A 21,700-nucleotide genomic window follows, 5' to 3' on the forward strand; every position below is an offset into this window, starting at 1 on the left:
CAAAGTCAGTTGTAATGTAGCCGCCCATAGGCGTAAAAATGGGATTGCCAATAGCTTGTATCAAGTTTTGCGTATTGTATCGGGTCGCCACAATGCAGCATGACGGGGCTTCCGTCCCCGTCCTCGCCAACGTAGATACCCACATGAGATACGCCCGGTGTGTCGTATGTACCCGTAAAGAAAACCAAATCCCCCGGCTGCGGGTTGGAAACGCGGGTTGAAATGTTGTAAAGCCCCTGTGCCCCAAGTCTGCCCGTATTGTATAGGCCGCTGTTCGTCAGCACATAGCTAACAAAACCGCTGCAATCAAAAGAGGTTTCCGGGCTGCTGCCGCCCCACACATAAGGAAAACCGACATACTTTTCCGCTTCCTCAATGAGCCGCGCAAACTGTTCATCTTCCAGATAGGCGGGCGGGATTTCATAATCCGCTGGCGGGTTTTCATAGTATTTTGAAATATAGCCGGATTGCGGGAAAAGGTCGGGTCTGTTCCCAAGCGACGACATATACATAGCGTACATGGATAGCTGTTCCTCGCCCATAATGTAAACGGGAACATGGGAGAGGTTGAAGTTTTCCAAATCCACATTGAGAATGTAATAGTTATAGGCTACTTCAACGTCGTATTCGTTGCCCTCGCTGTCCGTCCGCGTTTCGGTGCGGTAGCGTACCTCGACTTCCTCCGTAACCGTCAAGATATACTGTTTATCAAAGAGCATTTCAAGGGTGCTTTGCGCTTCATCGAGAGTAAACACGCCCTCATGCCAAGCGGAGAGGATAGAGATTAGCACATACGGGTCATGCTCGATCTCGTCAGCCGTTACCCGGTATTCGTCATAGCCGGGGTATTCGCTTTCGATGTTATCCAGCATATCCTGTAACTCGGCTTCCATAGCGACATACGCGCTTTCTGCGCCTGTAATATCCGCGTCCTCGGAGAGATAGGACGACGCAATCAAGCCGCTTCCGCTGTTGCCGCCGAACAGGGAACAAGAGGACAAACCGCCGAAAAACAGAAGCACGATAAAGGCAATCCCGCCCACGATCAAACAGCCTTTCCAATGCCGGACGACAAAGAACGTCGCCCGTTTGGTTTCCTGCGCCGTTTTCTTTGCTGCCTTTGCGGTGGCTTCGGCGGTCTTTTTCACCTTGCCGCCCGTTTTCAACGCCTTTGCATACTGCTTTTTAATGCGCTGCTTTTGCCAAAAACGGGAAATCGGGTTAGAGTGCGCAAGGGCGGGGTTATCATGCAGCGCCTTTTGATAGAGAAAATCGGCGTTTGCCTTTGCTGCCTTTTTCTCGGCTGCTGCCGCCGCCCGGTAAGGTTTCAGCTTATGGCTGCGTATGCCGCGTTTTACTGCCCGCGTCGTCATGCCGCCCGCTTTCTCGCCCACAAGTTCTATCCTGTGTCCGCTTTCCACACCGACGTTTTCTTTCTCCACCTCATAGATTTTTCCATGTACGGCGGCGTCCAATTCCTGCGCCGGACGGGATAACGGGTTATGACGCAACTTGCCGTTTGGGGGCTTATCCGTTTTTTCAAAAGCAAGGCGCGTCTTTGCTTTGCCTTTGGCTTCGTCAAAAACGCGCTCTTTCTTGATTTTGGTCTGTTTGGGGATAGCTGCCCGCGCTTTGTCTAAACGGTCAGCCGCCGTATCGGATTTTTTGATTGCCTTTTGCAGGTCCGGCGTTGCCCGTTCCGCTTCGGAAAACTGCAAGCGGGAAGAATGGGTTTTAGGCTGCGCCGCGTCAAGGGCTTTTTTCTCCGCGCCTTTTGCTGCGTGTCGCTCAATCTCTGCGCCGATATGCTGCACAACCTTTTCCGCTGCCGCGCCTGCGGGGGCTGAATAGTTTTCCTCCTGCGGCCTTTCGCTGATACTGGACGTTTCGCCCGTCGTGAGGTTTTCCGCAACCGCACCGTCGCGGGTCATTTTCTGCGTTACCTTGTCCGGGGCTTTCCATTCCTTGCTCATGGGCTTTCACCTCCAATCCGCTGTTTCGCAAGGTTACAGTATTCGGGGTTGATCTCAATACCAATATAGCGGCGGTCAAGGCTTTTTGCCGCCGCTGCGGTGGTTCCGCTGCCTAAAAACGGGTCAAGGACAATCCCGCCGACGGGACAGCCCGCCAAAATGCACGTTTCCGCAAGTTTCGGCGGGAAAGCTGCGAAATGCCCGCCGCGATAGGAAGCTGTGTTGATCTGCCAAACGTTGCGGCGGCTGCGGACGGGGCATATCAACTCATCGGCGTATGCGCCCTTTTCGCGGGGGCGGTTGATTTTCTGCGGTTGGTTTTGCCCCGGAACAGTAACGTTATACTTGTTTCCTTTGCTAACTCCGCTTTTCAGCCGACCCGCCGTTGTGAGGGCTATCGGCTCGGCTACCGCTTGCCAATCGTAAAAATACTTCTTTGACTTGGTAAGCAGAAACACATATTCATAGCAGCGGGTCGGCCTGTCCCGCGTGCTTTCCGGCATGGGGTTCCCCTTATGCCAAATGATAGAACTGCGCAAATACCAACCGTCGCCCCGCAAGGCAAGGGCTACAAGCCACGGAATACCGATTAGGTCTTTCGGCTTGCAGCCGGGGGCGCGGTGGTTTACCGCCACTTGCTGCCCGTTCCTGCCTTTGGGGTATTTCGGGTCTTGGTGGTCGGCTTTGCTGCCTGTGCCGCAATAAGTGTCCGCGATATTCAGCCAACAAGTACCCTCCGGCGTAAGCACCCGCTTTACCTCATGGAAAACCGCCGTAATGCGGGAAACATATTCCTCCGGCGTTGCTTCCCGCCCGATCTGCCCGTCTGTGCCGTAATCGCGCAAAGCATAGTAGGGCGGGGACGTTACGCAACAATCCATACAGTTATCCGGCAAGGTTTGAAGTACCTGCAAGCTGTCGCCGCAATAGATTTTGTCCGTTTCTATCCTCATGCCGACACCTCGCCGGGTTTGGTCGTCATGACGCGATAGAGTTCTGTATTTTGCGGGAAACGGTCAATAAAGGGCAAAATCACGTTGCCGTAGAAAATAAGCCCCTCGCCCGCTTCGGAATGGGTTACATAGGTCATTTGCTGCTGCGAAATGTTAAGCTGCTTTGCAAGGATTTCCCTGTCGCCCTGGGCTTGGTTGAGCATATACACAAAGTCCGAGTTTTCAAAGATGTTCTCCACCTCGCGGGACGACAACAAATCTTTCACGTTTTGGGTGATACCTGTCGGAATACCGCCCCACTTTCTAAAACGCTTCCAAATCTCAACGCTGTACGCTGCGGTCTGTTCCTCTTTGAGCAGCAAATGAAACTCGTCGATGTAATACCGCGTCGCCTTGCCCTCGCTGCGGTTTACCGTTACTCTGTTCCATACTTGGTCTTGGACGATAAGCATACCGACTTTTTTAAGCTGCGTACCGAGTTCCTTAATATCAAAGCAGACAAGGCGGTTATGAATGTCAACGTTTGTCCTGTGGTTAAAAATGTTCAAGCTGCCGTTTACATAGAGTTCCAATGCCGCCGCGATACGCTGCGCTTCCTTTTCCGGCTGCTTCTTGATTTCGTCGTAGAGGTCGCCCAAAATCGGCATATTTTTAGGCTTCGGGTCGGCAAGGTAGTTGCGGTACACGCTGATAACAGCGCGGTCAATCAAGGTCTTTTCAACAGCTTCCAGCCCGTTTTTACCTCCCATAATCAACTCACAAAAGGAAAGGATAAAATCGCTCTTTAAGGCTATGGGCGTGTCGCCCTCGCTGTAATTGAGGTTAATATCCATAGGGTTAATGTACTGCGTGCTGTTCTGCGAAACCTTGATAACCTGTCCTTTCAAACGTCCGACAAGGGGATAATATTCGGCTTCGGGGTCGCAAATGATAATGTCGTCGGACGTGATAAGAAAAGCGTTTGTGATTTCGCGTTTTGCAGAAAAACTTTTGCCGCTGCCCGGTGTGCCGAGTATCAAGCCGTTGGGGTTTTTCAGCTTCTTTCGGTCGCACAAAATCATGTTGTTGGAAAGGGCGTTTAAGCCGTAATACAATGCTTCGCCGCTTTGGAACAGCTCTTGCACCGTAAAGGGAACGAAAACGGCGGTGCTGCTGGTCGTCAAGCCGCGCTGGATATGGATAAGGTTTTCCCCCAACGGGATAGAGGACATAAGCCCCTGTTCCTGCCGGTAGTCAAGGCGGGTCAAAATGCAGTTGTATTTCTGTGCGATTGCCGCCGCCCCAAATACTTCGTTATCCAATTTCTGCTTGGTATCTGCAAGGTTTAAGACAAGCAGCGTGAGCAGAAACATTCTTTCGTTGCGGCTCTGCAAATCGCGGAGTAGGTTTTTTGCTTCCCCGCCGTAGGTGGCAAGGTCAGACGGAATAATATCCATGTCGTAGCCGCTGCGGATTGCTTTCTTTTGTTCCTCAATCTTCATGCGGTCAAGGTCGGTGATCTTGCGCTTAATCGTCTTGATTGCTTCGTTGTGGTCGATACTCTGAATGTGCAGATTAACGATAATCCCGTTTTCCGCGTCCATGAAGTCGGCAAGCATACGGTCGGAGAGTTCCGGCGCGACGATCTGCAAAAAGGAAACCGCACCAAACTTGCCGCCCATTTGAAACATTCGCCCGTCGCCAAATCGGAAAGAGGACGGGGCGATAAAGTCCTTGACGGAAAGCCCACTTGCGGGTAGCCATTCCCACGCAAAGTTAAAGCGTTCCCCGTCCGGGTGAAAAATCCCATGCAGCACTTCAAGACGCTGTTTCCCGTCCAATACCCGCGCCGCCGCGCCGATCACCTTAAAATGGTTGAGGGTGTCCGTTTCAATGCGGGCAAGACGCGCCCGCGCCGATCTAATGTCCTTTGCTTCAACGGTAAAGGTGAGAAACTTGGTTTTGATAAGCCCGTTGTTTCCGCGTTCAAGCTGCGTCCTAAGCATTTCGGTGTATTCTGCTCTGATACTGTCGAAGTCGTCATTCTGCGGTGCAATCGTGATACTGTTCTTAAAATCGTCCTTGTTCGCATGGCGGCTGATTAGGGAAAGCTGCACGCTGATAGAAGCGTCGAACGAGTTATACATATCGCAAAGGGCTTCAAAAATGGCGGTTTTGTCGTCCGGCTGCGCAAGCTGATAATTTATATCCTCAAACTCAATGCACTTGGAATACCGCCCGTTTGCAAGGCGGCAAATCCCGTCCTTATACATTCGCTCAAACGGTATGCTGTCCTGCGCCGTATGGGGCTTCCCGTCGCCCTTTGCCTGTCGGATAAGGGTATCTATCTGTTTTCTTTCCTGTCGGGAAAGTTTACGCTTTTCGTTTTGGGTGTTTTTCTTTTCCTTTGACAATCGCCCGTACCTCCTTATCTAATTGCTCTTGCCGCGCAAGGGCGGCATAAAAATTGTTGGTCTGATAAGGTCGCTCTTTGGGGCGAAGAAACTTCACTTCCACAAATTGCCGAATAATCACTTCCAGCGGTTGCCCGTTTTTCTCGTACATGGCAAGCAAAAACATAGGCAGCATGGCAAGCACCATGCACAATGCCGCTGCGCTCGTTCCAACGCTGCCTTTTACCAAAAAGAACAGCGGCAGTCCGATTGCTACCGCCGCGCTGAAACAAATTAGCTGTCGTTTGGTAAGGTTGAACATTACCTTGCTTTTGATTTTTGTTAAGTCCTTTGGGACGGTTACATACGCCATTTCAAACCTCCTTTCTGCCCGGAATGTAATCTTCAAAGCGGGGAACAGCATAGAAAAGCCGCTTGTTGTTTACCCACCGTTGCAAATGGCGGGTAACAGGCGGGGCGGTTGGACGCTCGTAAATCATCACATACGGGTCAAAGCCCATAGCCCGCAAGGTGTTCACGCGGTATAAATCCTGTTCGTGAGTGCTGCCGTAGTTGGTAAGAACATACACGCGCCGCTGGCGGCTGCTCTTAATAGCTGTCAAATCCAAAAAACGTTGGAAATACCCGGTCAAGTCCTCGTCGGGATTATCCCATGCAAAATGTACCGCTTTTATCCGTACCCGATTTAACAGGCTGACATTATCCCTGTTCACAAGGCGAATATCCAGCCCTTGCGAAAAATCCACCCATGCGCGGCTTCGTATAAGCTGCTCAATGAGATTTTCATGGTCGGGACAGGCAAGCAGATTAGCGTCCATGATTTTTATTTCCGGCTGCCATTTCCAAAACTCGGACAAATCCGCAACCTTAACGCTTTTGCGTCCCTCTTTACCGCTGACAATGCAAAACCCGCAATTTCTCGGACAACCCCGGCTTAAAAAGCCGTAAGCAATCCCGAAAAACTGCGGGTAGATTGAATAATCCGGGTAACTGTGTTCCACTTCCGGCGGCAAGCGGTTTTTCGTGTCGTAGCCCGTACCGCCGAAAATGACCTGTTCCGCGTTGGTAACGGTTATCGTGTCTTTGGAATAGGTGTCCGTAAAGACGCGGCTTTTATATACAAGGTCGTACCGCTCCTTTGTGTTCCACCATTCCACCGTATGCCCCTTTGCTTTATGATACGCGGATAGCTTCATCAAGCAGAGGTTGGGGAAATTATGGCTGTCAACGTCGATTAAGCCGATTTTCAAATCATAACTCACCCCCTTAATGTGCCGAAAAGACGCTCTTTGCAAGGCTCCCTGTTTTGAAAAGGGTAAAGCACAAGAGGACGGTATAGCCCATGCAAGCCCAGATCGCGCCGGATATGTCGTCGGTCGCTGCGATTGTCTGTATCAACACCGCATAAATGCCGACACACACCAAAATCAAAAACGCTTGAAAACCAAGCGCAAGCAAAGATTTTAAGTAATTCTGTCCCATGCTGCCCCATTCGTGATTTACCATTGTTGCCATCGGGATAGGGGCAACGCTCGTTACAAGATATATTTCAATCATGCGCCCATACACCACAAGCATAATGCAGATTGACAGGGCTTTCATGGTAAGCCCTACAAAGAGGGATTGAAACCATAACCCCAAAAGACCGCCCACGCTCATAGCGTCGAGTTTTGCTTCAATGTCGGTAATGACAGTGGTAACGTCTATGCTTGTATCGGATATGATAACCCCCGCGCTCTGATTGACGACGCTCTGCGTAACGTCAAAAACTCCCATGACGATATTCCAAGTATTTGTTACCAGCAGCACCGCAACAAAGGTTTTGAAAATCCATTTGAAAAAAATCCAAGTGTCGAGATCGTGCAGATTGTTTTTTTCAATTACAAGCTGGATTAGTTCATAACACATGACAAAGGTAATGATAACGCCCGCAATCGGTACAATGACGTTTTCCGAAAGGCTGCGTATCATGTTGAATATGCCCGCGTTCCACCCGGCGGGGGTCGTGCCGACTTGCGTTGCAATTTCTCCAACCTCTGTATTTACGCTGTCAAACAAGCCGGAGAGGTTCGATAAAATCCCGTCTGTCAAAATGCCGCGAAACCAATCTTCAATCATCTGCCATATCAAAAGTTAATCCCTCCTTTCCCGCGCCCTCCCGTTTCCGAGAGGGCGCGGCGGGTGGTATTTGTTTTAGGCATTATCCAAAAAGTTTGGAAAGAAGCGGAACAAGGGTGCCGCCGATCAACGCGACGCCACCGCCCGCCATAAGCTGCTTCATGCCCTGGCTCTTTGCGCCCGGATTGTCGTTGCCGTAACCCTCCATGAGGTTGATAGCCCCCCAAATGCCAAGACCTGCGCCAAGCGCGATAACCAAAGTCTGCAATACACCAACTGCGCTGTTAAAGAAATCCATATAAACCTCGCTTTCTGCCGCTTTGCGGCTCAAAAAATGTTGTTGAAAATGAAAATGCCGCCGTTATTCCTCGGCGGCTGCGTCCTCGTCGGACAAATCTATTTCGTATATGTCAAAGGCTTCATCGGGCTTTACTATTGCCGGGCGGGTAGACATATACCGTTCCACATCAAAAGCGTTTTTCTTGTCGAAGTCGGAAAGGTATTTGTAGTTCGGGTGTTTCGTTATATCGTATTTGTCGCTTAAAAAGGGACGTACACCGCGTAGCTGCAAAATACATTTCCCACCGTCCATAACTGCTATTTCGTCCTGTGTCATCAACTCCTTTCCTAATTTTTGATAAGTAAGTCCATGAGAAACCTGCGTGCCGCGATTTTCGGAAGTGTTGAAACTGTCAATTGTTTCCCGTCCCAAGTTATCCGAAATATCCTTTGCATTTTTCCCACGTCCTCCCAAAAACAAGGTGCTGTCGGCATTATCAAGTATGATTTCTGCCGCGTCCTTGTAAATGGCTTTTAGCTGGCTCTGCGATTGCAGAATGATAGAAGCGGACATTTCCCGGCTGCGGATTGTGGCAATCAGTTTATCAAATCGGGGTATCTGTCCGATGTTCGCAAACTCGTCAAGCAAAAAGCGGACGTGAACAGGCAATTTGCCGTTATATTCGTCGTCCGCTTTGTCGCAAAGCAAATTGAAAAGCTGCGATTGCAGCATAGCGATAACAAAATTAAACGTGCTGTCCGTATCGCTCATTATGAGGAAAAGTGCGCTCTTTCTGTCGCCTAACGTGTCAAGTTCTAATTCGTCGTAGGACATGAGATCGCGCAATTCCTTAATATCAAAAGGCGCAAGCCTCGCACCGCAAGAAATGAGGATTGATTTTGCTGTTTTGCCCGCCGCCAATTTATATTTTCGGTACTGCTTCACCGCGAAATGGTCGGGGTCGCGTTCTTCCAAGTCGGCAAACAGCAGATCGACGGGGCTTTGATATTCCTCGTCGTCCTCGCGGGCTTCGCTGGCGTTGATAAGTTCCAACAGGGTAATAAAGTTCATTTCCTCGGCGGGGGCTTCATACCAGATGTAGCCAACCAATGCGCAATACAATAACCTTTCCGCTTTTACCCAAAAATCCTCCGCACTTTTTTCTCCCTCGCCTTTGGTATTCGCTATCAACGTGTTTACCAGCTTCAAAATATCTTTCTCGCTGCGGATATACACAAAGGGGTTGTAGTGCATAGATTTTTTGAAGTTAATCGTATTCAGTACCTTAATGCGGTAGCCCGCCCGTTGCAGCAGCTTCCCGCACTCAATCAAAACCGTACCTTTCGGGTCTGTCAAGACGTAAGAGGAATGAAGCTGCATTAAATTCGGCTTGACGAAAAACCTTGTTTTTCCGCTGCCGCTGCCGCCGATCACGACGACGTTCTTATTTCTTGCGTACTTCGGCTGCTTCGGGCGGCTGTTCATGGTAAGGCGTTCCGTCTGTGTCAAAATGATGTTGTTTTGAAACTCCGGGTCTATGTAGGGCTTAATATCTTCGGCGTTTCCCCATCGGGCAGAGCCGTACTCCGCGCCCTTGCGGTATTTCTTCGCGTTTTTCCCTTTGACATAGACAATCAAGCGGATAATCACCGCGCCGACAATGCCGACAAGCAAATCCAGCGGGTAAATGCTCGGCAAGGCACTTTCAAAGGCTGCGGAAAATCCCTGCGTGATATTCAGTATCTTTGCGGAAATATCCGCGCCGGGGGCAAGCCGCACCGCCTGTCCGACTTTATCAAAGAGATAGACAAAGAACACATAGGGGATATTCGGAAGTATTAGCTTTTTGTAGTTAATCTGCTTCATATCTCGCGCCCCCTGTCCATTTTCTTTACCTTGTCGCGGGCGGCGTTAAGCTGCTTTGCCTTGTCCTTTGCAGCGGCAAGGGCTTTGCGGATAGAGGGCTTTTTCTCCCTGTTCAGCTTCTTTGCGGAAAACTCTTGAAACGCTGCGGTCATAACGTCTGCGTCCCGGCCTTTGAAAAACACAAGGTAGCGGGTCTGCTCGCCCTTAACCTTTTTCAGCGAAAAATCTATGTTGTATTTCTTCGCCGTACTCTCAAAGGCTTTAATATTGCTGTCGGTGATCTCGATGTTGGAAACACCCGCGTTCTGCTTCATAAGCTGCCGCATGGTCTGTTTCCCATGCGCGGGCTTGCTTTTCTGCTCCAAAAACTTTTGGATTGCTTTCTGCAACGCCTGTTCGGTAAGCCGCGCCGCGCCTTTTCCCACTTTGACGTATAGGGCAATCGTTTTTTGGGTTACTTCCTCCTGCAAGGTATCAACTCCTTTCCCGGTAAAATGCGGCTATGCTCATTCGCCGCCGTATAAGTCGTGATTGACAAGGGCGGTATAGTAGCTGTCAATGGTACTCGGCGCGTTGAACAGCACCGCTTTTAGATACTGCTTGATGTTGCGCACTTTGGTTGTGTTCTCCCTCATGCAATCCAAAACAAACTCAATATGGCTGCTGTTCAGCTTCAAAAATTTGGATTTCACCAGTTCGGCGGGGTAGTCGTCCCCGGCAATACGGATTGTCTTTCGCGCTGTGCAGACGGTTTCCAGCATGAGGTCAACAATCTCATTTAGGCGGTCTTTGTCCATTTTGGGGTCTTGAATGAGAATGTCATACTCGATATTGTCCTTGATAATCTCCCTGTAAATCTCTACTGCGCTATTGCTTTTCGCTTCCGTTCTTTTCCTTTCCGGCGGCGAAGCCGCTTCGCCCTGCTCAAAGGGCAAGGGATTTAGGGAATGGAATGGAAAGGAATGGGTACTTGATAAATCAGTAATTGATTTTTCTTTACTTGATATATCTTTATTTAATTGCGTTGGATTTTCCAACGTAGGTTTTTCCTGCGTAGGTTTTTCCAACGTTGGATTTTCCAATGTTGGATTTTCCAACGCAGGTAAATCCAATATAGGCGGCTGTCCGACGCTGGTAGCTGCTTCCGGCTCTCGCGGCTGCGGCTGCTCGTATATGACGTAATCCGCGCCCCGCAAGCGTCCCTTTTCGTCGCGTTCCCGGCTGCGCACGATATATCCGGCTTTTTCGAGTTCCTTTACCGCTTCGCGGATTGCGTCGATCTTCTCCCGGTTGATATGGGATAAGCCCGCAAGGGTATAATCCCAATCCTCCGGCAAGGACAGCATTTGCGAAAGCAAGCCTTTTGCTTTTAAGGACAATTCCTTGTTTCGCAAGTGGTGGTTGCTCATAACGGTATATCCCGTATTTCGCTCCACTCTGAAAACTGCCATTTTTCCTCACTTCCTCTCTTGGTCTGCGTGGACAATTAGAAAGCCGTTTTCGGCTGTTTTGGTATTGCAATATGCCCTTTGCCGTTTTCGCGTCTGCAAAGCCGCATGACACAAGGGCTTTTGCCCGTCTATTTGTCCATGCTGGCGGGCGTTTTCCGCGTCCTTTTGCCGGGGCAATAGGGACACTCTTTGAAAACGCAAAACTCATATTTCCACCCGGGGCGGTAGAAACGGCAAGTGCCGCAATCTTCATCATCTCCGGCACAACCGGATTGATAGCGGTCAAATCCCGGCTTCTGCTGCATGAGCAGTTCAAATGCCCGCTGCTTGCCTTTTATGAAATACATTCCGGCTGTACCTCCTTTCCTGCGGGCATAAAAAAACGGCGTTACTTTCTCCCCAAAAGGGGTTAAGGTAACGCCGCTTGTGTGCGTATTCAGTTTTTAACACATTCCCTGTCTATCCGCTGTCCGCAAAACCATTGATTTTATTAGCTTTTTGCCGCTATCGCTATCACACCTCATTATTTCAAAGACCCGGTTTTCAAGCCATGCTTGCGGACATTGAAGCCGGAAAAGTCGGGACAGTTATCGTAAAGGATATGTCGAGGTTAGGGCGAAACTACCTGCAAGTGGGAATGTACACGGAAATGATTTTCCCACAGAAAGGCGTCCGCTTCATCGCTATCAATGACGGAGTGGACAGCGCACAGGGCGACAATGACTTTGCCCCGCTGCGGAATATCTTTAACGAATGGCTGGTGAGAGATACGAGCAAGAAAATACGGGCGGTAAAACGCTCAAAAGGCATGAGTGGCAAGCCCATCACAAGCAAGCCTGTGTATGGCTACCTCATGGACGAGGACGAAAATTTCATCATTGACGAGGAAGCTGCACCCGTAGTCAAGCAGATATACAACCTCTGTCTTGCCGGGAATGGTCCGACCAAGATAGCCCGTATGCTCACAGAGCAGCAAATCCCCACGCCGGGAACGCTTGAATACCGCAGGACGGGCAGCACCCGCCGCTACCACCCCGGCTATGAGTGCAAGTGGGCGACCAATACCGTAGTGCATATCCTTGAAAACCGGGAATACACAGGCTGTCTGGTAAATTTCAAGACAGAAAAACTTTCTTACAAAGTCAAGCACAGTGTAGAAAATCCCCCGGAAAAGCAAGTGATTTTCGAGAACCACCACGAGCCTATCATAGACACCCAAACATGGGAACGGGTGCAGGAGCTTCGCAAACAGCGCAAACGCCCAAACCGCTATGATGAAGTGGGCTTGTTCTCCGGCATACTGTTCTGTGCGGACTGCGGTAGTGTCATGTATCAGCAGCGATACCAGACGGACAAGCGCAAGCAGGACTGTTATATCTGCGGCAACTACAAGAAACGCACCCATGACTGTACGGCGCACTTTATCCGCACCGACCTCTTGACCGCTGGCGTACTCTCCAATCTGCGGAAAGTGACAAGCTATGCGGCAAAGCATGAAGCCCGGTTTATGAAGCTCTTGATTGAGCAGAACGAGGACGGGGGCAAGCGCAGGAACGCCGCCAAGAAAAAGGAGCTGGAAGCCACCGAGAAACGCATAGCCGAGTTATCCGCTATTTTCAAGCGGCTGTATGAGGACAGCGTGACCGGGCGCATATCAGACGAGCGTTTCACAGAGCTGTCGGCAGACTATGAAGCAGAACAACGGGAGCTGAAAGAAAGAGCCGCTGCTATCCAAGCGGAGCTTTCCAAAGCACAGGAAGCCACCGTGAACGCAGAAAAGTTTATGAATGTTGTTCGGCGGCATACCAGCTTTGAAGAACTTACCCCTACTCTGTTGCGGGAGTTTGTAGAGAAAATCGTTGTGCATGAGTGCAGCTATGACGAGAACAAGACCCGTAGGCAGGACATTGAGATTTATTATTCTTTTGTTGGCAAGGTGGACTTGCCCGAATAACCGCCCGACCTATCCGACATACCTCATGTGCCGGATAGGAACGGCAAAATTTTTTACACTTCTATTACTTCTTTATCACACATCAGTAAAATCTCAGGGCATGAAGCAGTTTATGGCTAATTAAAGGGAACAAAAAGAAAGGAAAAGCACAATCCAGACGGTATCAGCGGCAGGATACAAGAATAAATTGTGATTACACAAGATTGGTGTTATAATAAGAGAAAAGTTCCTGCCGGGGCAGCCGCCCCGGTGGTATGGATAGAAAGGCAGGAAAACAATATGCACATCAGCTATAAACCACTCTGGCATACACTGTTAGAGCGTGATATGAGAAAAGAAGATTTAAGGCTTGCCGCCGGTATGACAACGAATATGATTGCCAACATGAGCAAAGAGGGAAAGCACATCAGCATGGATACATTAGCCCGTATCTGCGAAACGCTGAATTGTGAGATTACCGATGTGATTGAGTTAGTACCAGACGAGCCTGCTTCCACAGGAGGTAAGGAACATGAGCGAATTGAAACCAAGAATAACGGAAAACGGAATTGATTATATCCTTGTCGGAGATTACTATATCCCAGATTTGAAGCTGCCGGAGGAACACCGCCCTATCGGAAAGTACGGACGGATGCACCGGGAATATTTAAGAGAAGCCCACCCAGCCAGATTGAACACATTGACACTGACCGGGGAGTTATGGACATATCTTGCAGACCTGAACGAACAGGCACAGGAACGGTTAGACACCATCATGGAGCAGATGAAGGCTGCCGATGGTGTGACCGAGGAATTGAAGCGTACCCATCAAATGGAATGGGTGCAGCGTTGCAATAACATTCACAACCGGGCAGAAGAAATTATTTTGCAAGAGATGATTTATTCATAACGGTATGGTAGAATGATTATGACAAATCGAAAGTTGACAAGGAGTTTTGATAGCGTGAAAAAAATATTTCTTAAAATTGTGATAGGGGTTGTTCTTGCTTGTATTTTATTTGTTTGTTTTCTTTATACGAACAATGAGATCGGCGTGACTTCATCTAAGCTGGAGGCAGATATTCGTTCGTCGCAGAAGATTAAGGATGATTGGACGGTCGATGGAAGCGTTTCCAGCACGATGGCTGCATATATTTCTTACCCTCAGGATTTGAGTGACCATTCTTTTTCCGTCTATGTCAATCGTCCAGGACTTTCCTTCGGATATTTTTTCCGTGGAGGTGGAACTCTTTCGGGGATTCAAAGAGGAATTGTGGAGTTTACTGTAGAGGGATATAATGAACGAGCATTTATTTCTATGAATCAACAGCAGGTGCAACAACTTGAAATAGATGATGGCAACACAATTCAAGTGGTTGATATTGACCGCAATAAACCTTTTGCGATTGTCTTGCCTATAAATGCGGGTAATATTACTTTTTATGATGTAAATAGAAATACTGTGGAATATTGGAATAATCCTCTTTGACAAATTCAAGTTTGTCGTGCTAAAAATTCAACTGAATAATCCCAGCAAAAACCGCTGCTACATGGAAGCCAACAAACCATGCAACAGCGGTTTTTCTTTATCGTTTTTTCCTCTGGCTGATAGGCGTTCCCATTTTCTTTGATTTTTTGAGAATCCGAATCAGCCAGCGAAATTCTTCATCTGACAGATTTTTATAGTTGATACCAAGCTGCTTACAGTAAAGGACAACCAGCTTTTCATCACGGCTGCCCTTGAAATTTTCAACCGCTTCCAGATTTTCTTTCAGTTCATCGGCAACGGTGGTCTGAGGTGCACTCTCGCTGTCCTTTTTATGGGCTTCCCGAATATCCCGGATAATCAGGTTGAGGTCATCCCGTACCATGTGACTGAAATATTCATCATCACTGATATGGGCGGCTTGCAACACTTTCAAATGGGGGTCATCTTCGCCGGGGCGATACCGTTCAATGATTTCATGCCGGACGGTATCGACAAGGGCGTTGAGGTTTTGAATCTGCATGGTGGCAATCCCATCCACATAAATCTCAATGTCCGCAAGAAACTTGATAAAGTCCTTATGGGTGGCAAGTTCGCACAGCAGACGGTTGTTAATCCGACCGCTTTTCAGAAGTGCTACCATCTCATCACTCAAATGCAGCTCCCTTAATGGCGTGTTGATCTCCGCCCGGTTCTCTGTCCGGCAAAAGAGATAATCGAGGGACACCCCATAAAAATCTGCCAGCAGGATAAGGTTGCCATGATTGATTTCCTTATAGTCGTCTTTTTCATAACTGCCAAGAGCCGATTTTGAAATACCCGTTTGCTCAGCCAGTTCTTCCAGTTTTAATCCTTTGTTTAATCGTAAATCTTTTAGCCGTTCCTGTATTGTAGTAGCTCCGTTCATTGAAGCAGTTCCCCCTTTCTAACGACATTTATAACCGTTGAATTGATTATACCATATCAATTCCGCAATCGTGGAAATTTCTGATTTTTACCCCGAATTCCTACTTTGTGGACATACGGCACAGGGCACAAAAATGTTCTATGATACAGGTAGTTCATCGATGGATTATTCCAATCGAATGACCAGCCTGTGTGGGATATGCTTCCCCGGCGATGTAGCGTCATGACTTTTGGCAGGGATATGGAGGAACCCTGACCAAAACGAGCGTACCAAAGGGAGCGATACGCCGCTGTGAGATTCAGGGGAGGAACGACACCGGGGAGAACTGGCGAACTGACACCGAAATGATACCGAAACACAACAATCTGATAGGGGGACAGTCTACCCTATCGCTGATACTTCGGGAGATTTTAAGCGGCTCTATGGCTGTAATTTTACCGAAAATCGCCCCGAAACCATACACTAAAACGGGAGGAAGCGCAATATGCCGAGAATGAGCAAAAAGAGGAAGTATGAGCTTTCCTTTTACCTCAATGACCGGGGGCGTGTCACTTACAACGAATTATGCCGGAAATGCCAGCATGGGTGCAAGCAGAGCTTCCGGGCGGTTGTGATTGACTGCCCCTGTTATTTATCCAAACGAGCAAAGAAAAAGGAGGAACACACAGAATGAATTTTGAATTTATGACGATAGACACACCATTGCCGCCCTGTATGCCTTTTCCCAGAGCGTTGACAGGATTTCCAGTCAGCAGCACCGCAAAGGTCATGTACTGCCGGATGCTGGACGCTATGCTCTCCAAAGGGCAGGAGGACGAGAACGGAATCCTCTTTGTCTGCTTCCCTGTCACAGCCATTGCCGCAGTCCTGTCCCGCAGCTCCATGACGGTCAAGCGTTCTCTGAATGAACTGGAAACTGCCGGACTTATCATGCGGGTGCGTCAGGGCATTGGAGAACCAAACAGGATTTATGTGCTGATACCGGGAAAGGAGGACGCTGCCCTTGCCTGATACATCAAAGCTGGAAAAACTCAATCGGGAGTTGGAAAAAAGCGAAAAGAAACTGCGGAAAGCCATCAATGATGAAAAGGCATTGCAGCATCAGCTGAAGCAGCTTACCCGAAAAGAACGAACGCACCGGCTCTGTACACGTGGCGGTATGCTGGAAAGTTTTCTGCAAGAACCGGAACGCCTGACAGATGATGATGTCATGCTGTTGTTGAAACTCATTTTTCACAGACAGGACACGCAGGAACTATTGAAAAAACTGCTGGAACGGGAGATGCCGGAACCCCCTTAGTTTACTAAGGGCGCAATTATACACCACCCAAAGGTTGGTGCATTGCGTTCTCCGAAGGCTCCTCGCCGGAGGGCTGTAATTTTCCGCAGCCACGGTCTGCTCCAAATCAAACAGGGGACGCTACACTTCCCCTGCGCTGGCTTTCGCCAGCTACCCTTTTGTGGACTTGCCATCTGGGGACACCTTGCGTTGCAAGCTGTTCCCAGCCGACAAGTTTTACAGAATCAGTTTTCTGTCTTTTGAGAAGAAATGAAAAATGTTATACTAAAAAATGAAAATGCCTATTGACTCTCACGGAACGTCATAGATTAAAGTTACCTTATCAGGAACAGGAGGTCAGCAGCTATGAGGACAGTAAAAGAAATATCAGATTTAACAGGTATCAGCGTTCGCACGCTTCACTATTATGATGAAATCGGGTTGTTAAAGCCAACAGAAAAAAGTGATGCGGGATACCGGCTTTATGACGATAAGGCACTGGAAACATTACAACAGATTTTATTTTTCCGTGAGTTTGATATCTCCTTGAAAGAAATCAAAGCTGTTTTGGACAATCCGGCTCTTGAAAGAAATCAGATTCTACAAGTACAGCGAAAAATGTTGGTAACAAAGAAAGAACGAATGGAACGTCTGATTGCCAGCATTGATGACATTCTGAAAGGAGAGAACAAAATGGATTTTACAATTTTTACCAAAACAGAAGTAGAAGAAATGTTCCAAACCATGCTTGAGCATATGCCGGAGAATATGAGAAACATTGCAATTAAAGAATTTGGTAGCATTGAACAATGGAAAAAGCATTATATGGAAGTCGTATCTTCGGAAGAAATGCAGAAAGGCTATGCAAAGGTAGTTGAATGGTATGGTGGAAAGGACAAGTTTCTGTCTGTTGCCCGAACTCCCGTCAGCAAAGAAGTTGCAGAAAGCTATAACAAACGGATAGAAGCGATTTTGCAAAAACTGATTGCAAAACAGAATTGTGACATAGATTCTTTTGAAGTAAAAGAGCTTGTTGGAGAATATGGCTTTGTTATGAAACAGCTTGCCCAGATAAAAGAAGAAAAAGGCTTTATGATGGCACAGGCGCAGTATTACCGCAATGAACAAATCAAACCAATGATAGACGAAAAATACGGTGAAGGGGCTTCTGATTTCTTTGCACAGGCAATAGAAAACTATTATAAAGTTAAGTAATCTTGAATTTTAACTAAATACCCGCCGCCCCCAGCGGCACACCAAGCAGGAAATCTGAAAAAGGTCTCCTGCTTTTTTTATACCTAAAATCGGAAAGGAGGAACACTAAATGCCCTGTCCACACAATCAAATCTCCATCGTCCAGCGTAGCAACCGCCAGTCTGCTGTTGCCGCCGCTGCTTACCAAAGCGGCGAAAAGCTGTTCTGTGAATACGACCAGCAAGTGAAGCACTACCCAGAAAAGCGTGGTATCGTCCATAATGAAATCCTGCTCCCGGCAAATGCCCCGCCAGAGTATGCAGACCGCAATACCTTATGGAACGCCGCCGAAGCTGTTGAGAAGCAATGGAACTCCCAGCTTGCAAGGCGGTGGGTGCTTTCCATTCCCAGAGAGATACCGCCCGACCAGTACGCCGCCCTTGTCCGGGATTTCTGCAATCAGCAGTTTGTTTCCAAAGGAATGTGCGTGGATTTTGCCATCCATGACAAAGGGGACGGAAACCCTCACGCTCATGTCATGCTGACTATGCGGGCAATGGATGAACATGGGAAATGGCTTCCCAAGAGCCGCAAGGTTTATGACCTTGACGAGAACGGGGAACGGATAAAACTTCCGTCCGGCAGATGGAAAAGTCACAAGGAAGATACGGTTGACTGGAACGACCGCAAGTATTGTGAAATCTGGCGGCATGAATGGGAGATCATCCAGAACCGCTATCTGGAAGCCAACAACCGCCCGGAGCGGGTGGATCTCCGTTCTTATGAAAGACAGGGGCTTGATATTATCCCTACCGTCCATGAGGGTGCTGCTGTCCGGCAGATGGAAAAGCGAGGGATTCAGACCAACATCGGAAATCTGAACCGGGAAATCAAAGCCGCCAACAGCCTGATGAAGTCTATCCGGCAGCTTATTAAAAATCTCAAAGGCTGGATTATCGAGCTTAGTGAAAAACGAAAAGAACTGCTTGCGGAAAAAGCTGCGGAGGAAGCGGTATTTCTTCCCAATCTGTTGATGAAGTACATGGAGGTACGAAAGGCAGAACGGAGCGACTGGACACGGGCGGGACAAAACCGTGGAACTTCCAAAGACTTAAAGGCAGTCAGCGAAGCCCTGTCCTATCTTCAGAGAAAGGGACTTTCCACCGTGGAGGATTTGGAAAACTTTATAGAAACGTCCGGGAAATCTGCCGCCGACTACCGAAAGCAGATGAAGCCAAAGGAAACCCGCAGCAACGTGATTGACGCTATCCTTGCCGCCCGGACGGACTGTAAGGAATGTAAGCCCGTTTATGAGAAATACCAGAAGATATTTTTCAAGAAAACTAAGGAAAAATTCAAGCTGGAACACCCGGAGGTTGCCCGGTTTGAGAAAGCCAGTGCCTACCTTGCCAAGCACCCGGATGATAAGGACAGCACGAAAAAGGAGCTTTTGCAGGAACAGGCGAAGCTTGTGGGCGAAATCGCAGACTTGAAAGTACCGTTGACCGAGGTGCAGGAAGATTTGAAGAAGCTGCGGGACATCCGCTACTGGGTACGGAAAGCCACACCCGGCACAGAGGAAAGCAAAGAGCCGCCCAAGAAGCAGCCCCTCAAAGAAGTCTTGCAGGATAAGGCTGACGAGAAGAAAGCACAGAAAAACGCCCCGGCGCAGACGAAACACAAACAACAGGATATGGAACTTTAACAGGCACTTGCCATTTTCAGATTGAGAATGATAAGTGCCTTTTCTTTTTTACAAGGAGGAATTGATTTGAATGTATTTGAAGCTGTGAAGCAGTCCGTTACGACAAGACAGGCTGCGGAGCATTACGGAATCCGGGTAAACAGAAACGGGATGGCTTGCTGCCCGTTCCACAACGATAAGACCCCCAGCATGAAGCTGGACAAGCGTTTCCACTGCTTCGGATGTGGTGCAGATGGGGATGTGATTGATTTTGTAGCTGCCCTGTACGGGCTGGGGAAAAAGGAAGCCGCCGCACAGTTGGCGAGTGACTTCGGGCTTGCCTATGAGGACTGGAAGCCACCGGGCAGGGCAAGGAAGCCCAAGCCCCGGCAGAAATCCCCGGAAGAACAGTTCCGGGAAGCAAAGGCACATTGCTTCCGTGTCCTTGCCGATTATCTACACCTCTTACGGGTATGGAAAACCGACTATGCCCCGCACTCCCCGGAGGAAGCGTTTCATCCCCGGTTCGTGGAAGCCTTGCAGAAGCAAGCCCATGTGGAATATCTGCTGGATGTGCTGCTGTTCGGGGAGACAGAGGAAAAAGCGGTTTTGATTATGGACTACGGAAAGGATGTGATACAGCTTGAACAGCGAATGGCAGAGCTTGCAGCCGCAGACGCAGCAAGAACTAAAAAACACCATGAACGCCATGCAGCCGCCCCAGAGCGTTGAGGAAGTAAAGGCAACTCTGGAAACCACCGAGAAAGGCGGCGTCCGCCAGAGCATACGGAACTGCCTGACCGTATTCCAGCGTGACCCTGTGCTTGCCGGGGCAATCGCCTACAACATCCTGACCGACCGCAAGGACATCATAAAGCCCATCGGTTTTCACAGAGAAAGCACAGCCCTGACCGATACGGACATGAAGTATCTGCTTCTCTATCTGGAGGAAACCTACGGGCTTACCAGTGAGAAAAAGATTGAAACCGCCATCGGGATTGTGGCGAATGAGAATAAGTACCACCCCATCCGGGATTTTCTGAACAGCCTTGCATGGGACGGGACTGAGCGCATCCGCTTCTGTCTGCGGCACTTTCTGGGAGCTGATGTGGACGATTACACCTATGAAGCCTTGAAGCTGTTCATGCTGGGGGCGATTACAAGGGCATTTAAGCCCGGAAGCAAGTTTGAAATCATGCTGTGTCTGGTAGGCGGTCAGGGGGCTGGCAAATCCACCTTCTTCCGGCTGCTGGCAGTCCGGGACGAGTGGTTTTCCGATGATTTGCGGAAGCTGGACGATGATAACGTGTACCGCAAGCTGCAAGGTCACTGGATAATTGAAATGTCGGAAATGATGGCAACCGCCAATGCCAAGAGCATTGAGGAAATCAAGTCCTTTCTAAGCCGCCAGAAAGAGGTTTACAAAATTCCCTATGAAACTCACCCGGCAGACCGCCCCCGTCAATGCGTGTTCGGCGGCACTTCCAACGCCCTTGACTTTCTCCCCCTTGACCGTTCCGGCAACCGCCGATTTATCCCGGTCATGGTGTACCCGGAGCAAGCCGAGGTTCACATTTTGGAGGACGAAGCCGCTTCCAGAGCCTATATCAGCCAGATGTGGGCGGAAGCAATGGAGATTTACCGAAGCGGCATGTTCAAGCTGTCATTCAGCCCAGCCATGCAGCGGTATCTCAAAGAACACCAGCGGGATTTTATGCCGGAGGACACCAAAGCCGGGATGATACAGGCTTACCTTGATAAGTACACCGGGGAAACGGTCTGCTCCAAGCAGCTCTACAAGGAAGCCTTAAACCACACCTTTGATGAGCCGAAGCAATGGGAAATCCGGGAAATCAACGAGATAATGAACCAGTGCATTACCGGGTGGAACTACTTTTCCAATCCGAGGATGTTTGCGGAATACGGCAGACAAAAGGGCTGGGAGCGTGAAATCCCGGCAACGGACACCGACAACCCGCCCGAAAAATCTATGGACGGTTTTGTGGAGGTCACAGAGCAGATGGAGCTTCCATTCTGAAAATGACAGCCCGTTGCCGACTTCGTTGCTATCCCGTTGCCGAGCCGGTTGCCGGGGAAAATCCCTTATTTCCGGGCTTTTTCCCTCTCTGACAACCAAAACAACAGAAAAATAAAAGAAAAGTATAAATAGTAATCAACGCCAG

Annotated in this window: 23 protein-coding genes and 1 pseudogene; 12 read left to right on the forward strand and 12 right to left on the reverse strand. The window is 49.0% G+C overall.

Translation table 11 applies throughout. The features are described 5' to 3' along the window. Positions 1-5 precede the first annotated feature (5 nt). From M1L66_RS13450 to M1L66_RS13500, 11 genes are all read right to left on the reverse strand, one after another. Entirely contained in the window at positions 6-1,973 is a 1,968-nt protein-coding gene (locus M1L66_RS13450) for a C40 family peptidase (RefSeq protein ID WP_044942463.1), read from the reverse strand. Then, positions 1,970-2,926 carry a DNA-methyltransferase gene (locus tag M1L66_RS13455; RefSeq protein ID WP_044942460.1) on the reverse strand — a complete coding sequence of 319 codons (957 nt, stop codon included), beginning with the start codon at positions 2,924-2,926 and terminating at the stop codon, positions 1,970-1,972. Before M1L66_RS13455 ends, M1L66_RS13450 begins: the two co-directional genes overlap by 4 nt. Continuing rightward, the gene (locus M1L66_RS13460) at positions 2,923-5,319 is read right to left on the reverse strand and encodes a VirB4-like conjugal transfer ATPase, CD1110 family (protein WP_087221613.1); all 2,397 of its coding nucleotides are present in this window, start codon (positions 5,317-5,319) and stop codon (positions 2,923-2,925) included. Before M1L66_RS13460 ends, M1L66_RS13455 begins: the two co-directional genes overlap by 4 nt. After that, positions 5,279-5,671 carry a PrgI family protein gene (locus tag M1L66_RS13465; RefSeq protein ID WP_006774460.1) on the reverse strand — a complete coding sequence of 131 codons (393 nt, stop codon included), beginning with the start codon at positions 5,669-5,671 and terminating at the stop codon, positions 5,279-5,281. Before M1L66_RS13465 ends, M1L66_RS13460 begins: the two co-directional genes overlap by 41 nt. Position 5,672: 1 nt before the next feature. After that, positions 5,673-6,569, reverse strand: a complete 897-nt coding sequence (locus M1L66_RS13470) for a radical SAM protein (RefSeq protein WP_171898515.1) — start codon at positions 6,567-6,569, stop codon at positions 5,673-5,675. 16 nt (positions 6,570-6,585) lie between these two features. Further along, positions 6,586-7,437: a VirB6/TrbL-like conjugal transfer protein, CD1112 family gene (locus tag M1L66_RS13475; RefSeq protein WP_003431220.1), complete on the reverse strand. Its 852-nt coding sequence runs from the start codon at positions 7,435-7,437 to the stop codon at positions 6,586-6,588. Between the two features lie 82 nt (positions 7,438-7,519). Further along, the gene (locus M1L66_RS13480) at positions 7,520-7,735 is read right to left on the reverse strand and encodes a Maff2 family mobile element protein (RefSeq protein ID WP_003508243.1); all 216 of its coding nucleotides are present in this window, start codon (positions 7,733-7,735) and stop codon (positions 7,520-7,522) included. A gap of 63 nt (positions 7,736-7,798) precedes the next feature. Continuing rightward, positions 7,799-9,583: a VirD4-like conjugal transfer protein, CD1115 family gene (locus M1L66_RS13485; protein WP_070087586.1), complete on the reverse strand. Its 1,785-nt coding sequence runs from the start codon at positions 9,581-9,583 to the stop codon at positions 7,799-7,801. Next, the gene (locus M1L66_RS13490) at positions 9,580-10,053 is read right to left on the reverse strand and encodes a PcfB family protein (protein WP_002604484.1); all 474 of its coding nucleotides are present in this window, start codon (positions 10,051-10,053) and stop codon (positions 9,580-9,582) included. The genes M1L66_RS13485 and M1L66_RS13490 overlap by 4 nt, the downstream gene beginning before the upstream one ends. 36 nt (positions 10,054-10,089) lie before the next feature. Continuing rightward, positions 10,090-11,034, reverse strand: coding sequence for a DUF6017 domain-containing protein (locus tag M1L66_RS13495; protein ID WP_058118388.1), 945 nt, complete (start codon positions 11,032-11,034; stop codon positions 10,090-10,092). Between the two features lie 128 nt (positions 11,035-11,162). Then, positions 11,163-11,381 carry a hypothetical protein gene (locus M1L66_RS13500; protein ID WP_058118389.1) on the reverse strand — a complete coding sequence of 73 codons (219 nt, stop codon included), beginning with the start codon at positions 11,379-11,381 and terminating at the stop codon, positions 11,163-11,165. Between the two features lie 119 nt (positions 11,382-11,500). Between M1L66_RS13500 and M1L66_RS13505 the strand changes: the two genes are divergently transcribed. From M1L66_RS13505 to M1L66_RS13525, 5 genes and pseudogenes are all read left to right on the forward strand, one after another. After that, positions 11,501-12,988, forward strand: a complete 1,488-nt coding sequence (locus M1L66_RS13505; RefSeq protein WP_434694244.1) for a recombinase family protein — start codon at positions 11,501-11,503, stop codon at positions 12,986-12,988. Between the two features lie 25 nt (positions 12,989-13,013). Continuing rightward, positions 13,014-13,106, forward strand: a pseudogene (locus M1L66_RS13510) (Maff2 family mobile element protein); the annotation flags it as partial. 161 nt (positions 13,107-13,267) lie between these two features. Then, complete coding sequence (locus M1L66_RS13515; RefSeq protein ID WP_002593556.1) at positions 13,268-13,540, forward strand: helix-turn-helix domain-containing protein; 273 nt, start codon at positions 13,268-13,270, stop codon at positions 13,538-13,540. Further along, entirely contained in the window at positions 13,500-13,877 is a 378-nt protein-coding gene (locus tag M1L66_RS13520) for a TnpV protein (RefSeq protein WP_003533403.1), read from the forward strand. The genes M1L66_RS13515 and M1L66_RS13520 overlap by 41 nt, the downstream gene beginning before the upstream one ends. A 54-nt stretch (positions 13,878-13,931) precedes the next feature. Continuing rightward, positions 13,932-14,456, forward strand: a complete 525-nt coding sequence (locus M1L66_RS13525; RefSeq protein WP_040647981.1) for a hypothetical protein — start codon at positions 13,932-13,934, stop codon at positions 14,454-14,456. Positions 14,457-14,553: 97 nt separating this feature from the next. Here the strand turns inward: M1L66_RS13525 and M1L66_RS13530 are convergent, their stop codons facing one another. Then, entirely contained in the window at positions 14,554-15,360 is an 807-nt protein-coding gene (locus tag M1L66_RS13530) for a helix-turn-helix transcriptional regulator (RefSeq protein WP_006573790.1), read from the reverse strand. A 484-nt stretch (positions 15,361-15,844) separates the two neighbouring features. Between M1L66_RS13530 and M1L66_RS13535 the strand changes: the two genes are divergently transcribed. From M1L66_RS13535 to M1L66_RS13565, 7 genes are all read left to right on the forward strand, one after another. Beyond that, positions 15,845-16,033: a hypothetical protein gene (locus M1L66_RS13535; protein WP_005927683.1), complete on the forward strand. Its 189-nt coding sequence runs from the start codon at positions 15,845-15,847 to the stop codon at positions 16,031-16,033. Beyond that, positions 16,030-16,371: a DeoR family transcriptional regulator gene (locus M1L66_RS13540; RefSeq protein WP_005927681.1), complete on the forward strand. Its 342-nt coding sequence runs from the start codon at positions 16,030-16,032 to the stop codon at positions 16,369-16,371. The genes M1L66_RS13535 and M1L66_RS13540 overlap by 4 nt, the downstream gene beginning before the upstream one ends. After that, entirely contained in the window at positions 16,364-16,660 is a 297-nt protein-coding gene (locus tag M1L66_RS13545; protein ID WP_005927679.1) for a DUF3847 domain-containing protein, read from the forward strand. The genes M1L66_RS13540 and M1L66_RS13545 overlap by 8 nt, the downstream gene beginning before the upstream one ends. A gap of 345 nt (positions 16,661-17,005) precedes the next feature. Then, entirely contained in the window at positions 17,006-17,854 is an 849-nt protein-coding gene (locus tag M1L66_RS13550) for a MerR family transcriptional regulator (protein ID WP_054325003.1), read from the forward strand. A 109-nt stretch (positions 17,855-17,963) separates the two neighbouring features. After that, positions 17,964-19,538: a MobQ family relaxase gene (gene mobQ / locus M1L66_RS13555; RefSeq protein WP_025544159.1), complete on the forward strand. Its 1,575-nt coding sequence runs from the start codon at positions 17,964-17,966 to the stop codon at positions 19,536-19,538. 66 nt (positions 19,539-19,604) lie between these two features. After that, positions 19,605-20,249, forward strand: coding sequence for a CHC2 zinc finger domain-containing protein (locus tag M1L66_RS13560; RefSeq protein ID WP_025544160.1), 645 nt, complete (start codon positions 19,605-19,607; stop codon positions 20,247-20,249). Next, the gene (locus tag M1L66_RS13565) at positions 20,218-21,555 is read left to right on the forward strand and encodes a virulence-associated E family protein (RefSeq protein WP_008394605.1); all 1,338 of its coding nucleotides are present in this window, start codon (positions 20,218-20,220) and stop codon (positions 21,553-21,555) included. The genes M1L66_RS13560 and M1L66_RS13565 overlap by 32 nt, the downstream gene beginning before the upstream one ends. Positions 21,556-21,700 lie beyond the last annotated feature (145 nt).

Origin of the sequence: Hungatella sp. SB206, from assembly GCF_051132295.1 — a bacterium.
GTDB classification, from domain to species: Bacteria; Bacillota; Clostridia; order Lachnospirales; family Lachnospiraceae; genus Hungatella; species Hungatella effluvii.

Coding starts and splice junctions, on each gene's coding strand:
- M1L66_RS13565 (WP_008394605.1), top strand. CDS start 20,218: ATGAACGCCATGCAGCCGCCCCAGAGCGTTGAGGAAGTAAAGGCAACT.
- M1L66_RS13480 (WP_003508243.1), bottom strand. CDS start 7,735: ATGGATTTCTTTAACAGCGCAGTTGGTGTATTGCAGACTTTGGTTATC.
- M1L66_RS13520 (WP_003533403.1), top strand. CDS start 13,500: ATGAGCGAATTGAAACCAAGAATAACGGAAAACGGAATTGATTATATC.
- M1L66_RS13515 (WP_002593556.1), top strand. CDS start 13,268: ATGCACATCAGCTATAAACCACTCTGGCATACACTGTTAGAGCGTGAT.
- M1L66_RS13485 (WP_070087586.1), bottom strand. CDS start 9,583: ATGAAGCAGATTAACTACAAAAAGCTAATACTTCCGAATATCCCCTAT.
- mobQ (WP_025544159.1), top strand. CDS start 17,964: ATGCCCTGTCCACACAATCAAATCTCCATCGTCCAGCGTAGCAACCGC.
- M1L66_RS13475 (WP_003431220.1), bottom strand. CDS start 7,437: ATGATTGAAGATTGGTTTCGCGGCATTTTGACAGACGGGATTTTATCG.
- M1L66_RS13500 (WP_058118389.1), bottom strand. CDS start 11,381: ATGTATTTCATAAAAGGCAAGCAGCGGGCATTTGAACTGCTCATGCAG.
- M1L66_RS13495 (WP_058118388.1), bottom strand. CDS start 11,034: ATGGCAGTTTTCAGAGTGGAGCGAAATACGGGATATACCGTTATGAGC.
- M1L66_RS13540 (WP_005927681.1), top strand. CDS start 16,030: ATGAATTTTGAATTTATGACGATAGACACACCATTGCCGCCCTGTATG.
- M1L66_RS13550 (WP_054325003.1), top strand. CDS start 17,006: ATGAGGACAGTAAAAGAAATATCAGATTTAACAGGTATCAGCGTTCGC.
- M1L66_RS13530 (WP_006573790.1), bottom strand. CDS start 15,360: ATGAACGGAGCTACTACAATACAGGAACGGCTAAAAGATTTACGATTA.
- M1L66_RS13465 (WP_006774460.1), bottom strand. CDS start 5,671: ATGGCGTATGTAACCGTCCCAAAGGACTTAACAAAAATCAAAAGCAAG.
- M1L66_RS13535 (WP_005927683.1), top strand. CDS start 15,845: ATGCCGAGAATGAGCAAAAAGAGGAAGTATGAGCTTTCCTTTTACCTC.
- M1L66_RS13455 (WP_044942460.1), bottom strand. CDS start 2,926: ATGAGGATAGAAACGGACAAAATCTATTGCGGCGACAGCTTGCAGGTA.
- M1L66_RS13450 (WP_044942463.1), bottom strand. CDS start 1,973: ATGAGCAAGGAATGGAAAGCCCCGGACAAGGTAACGCAGAAAATGACC.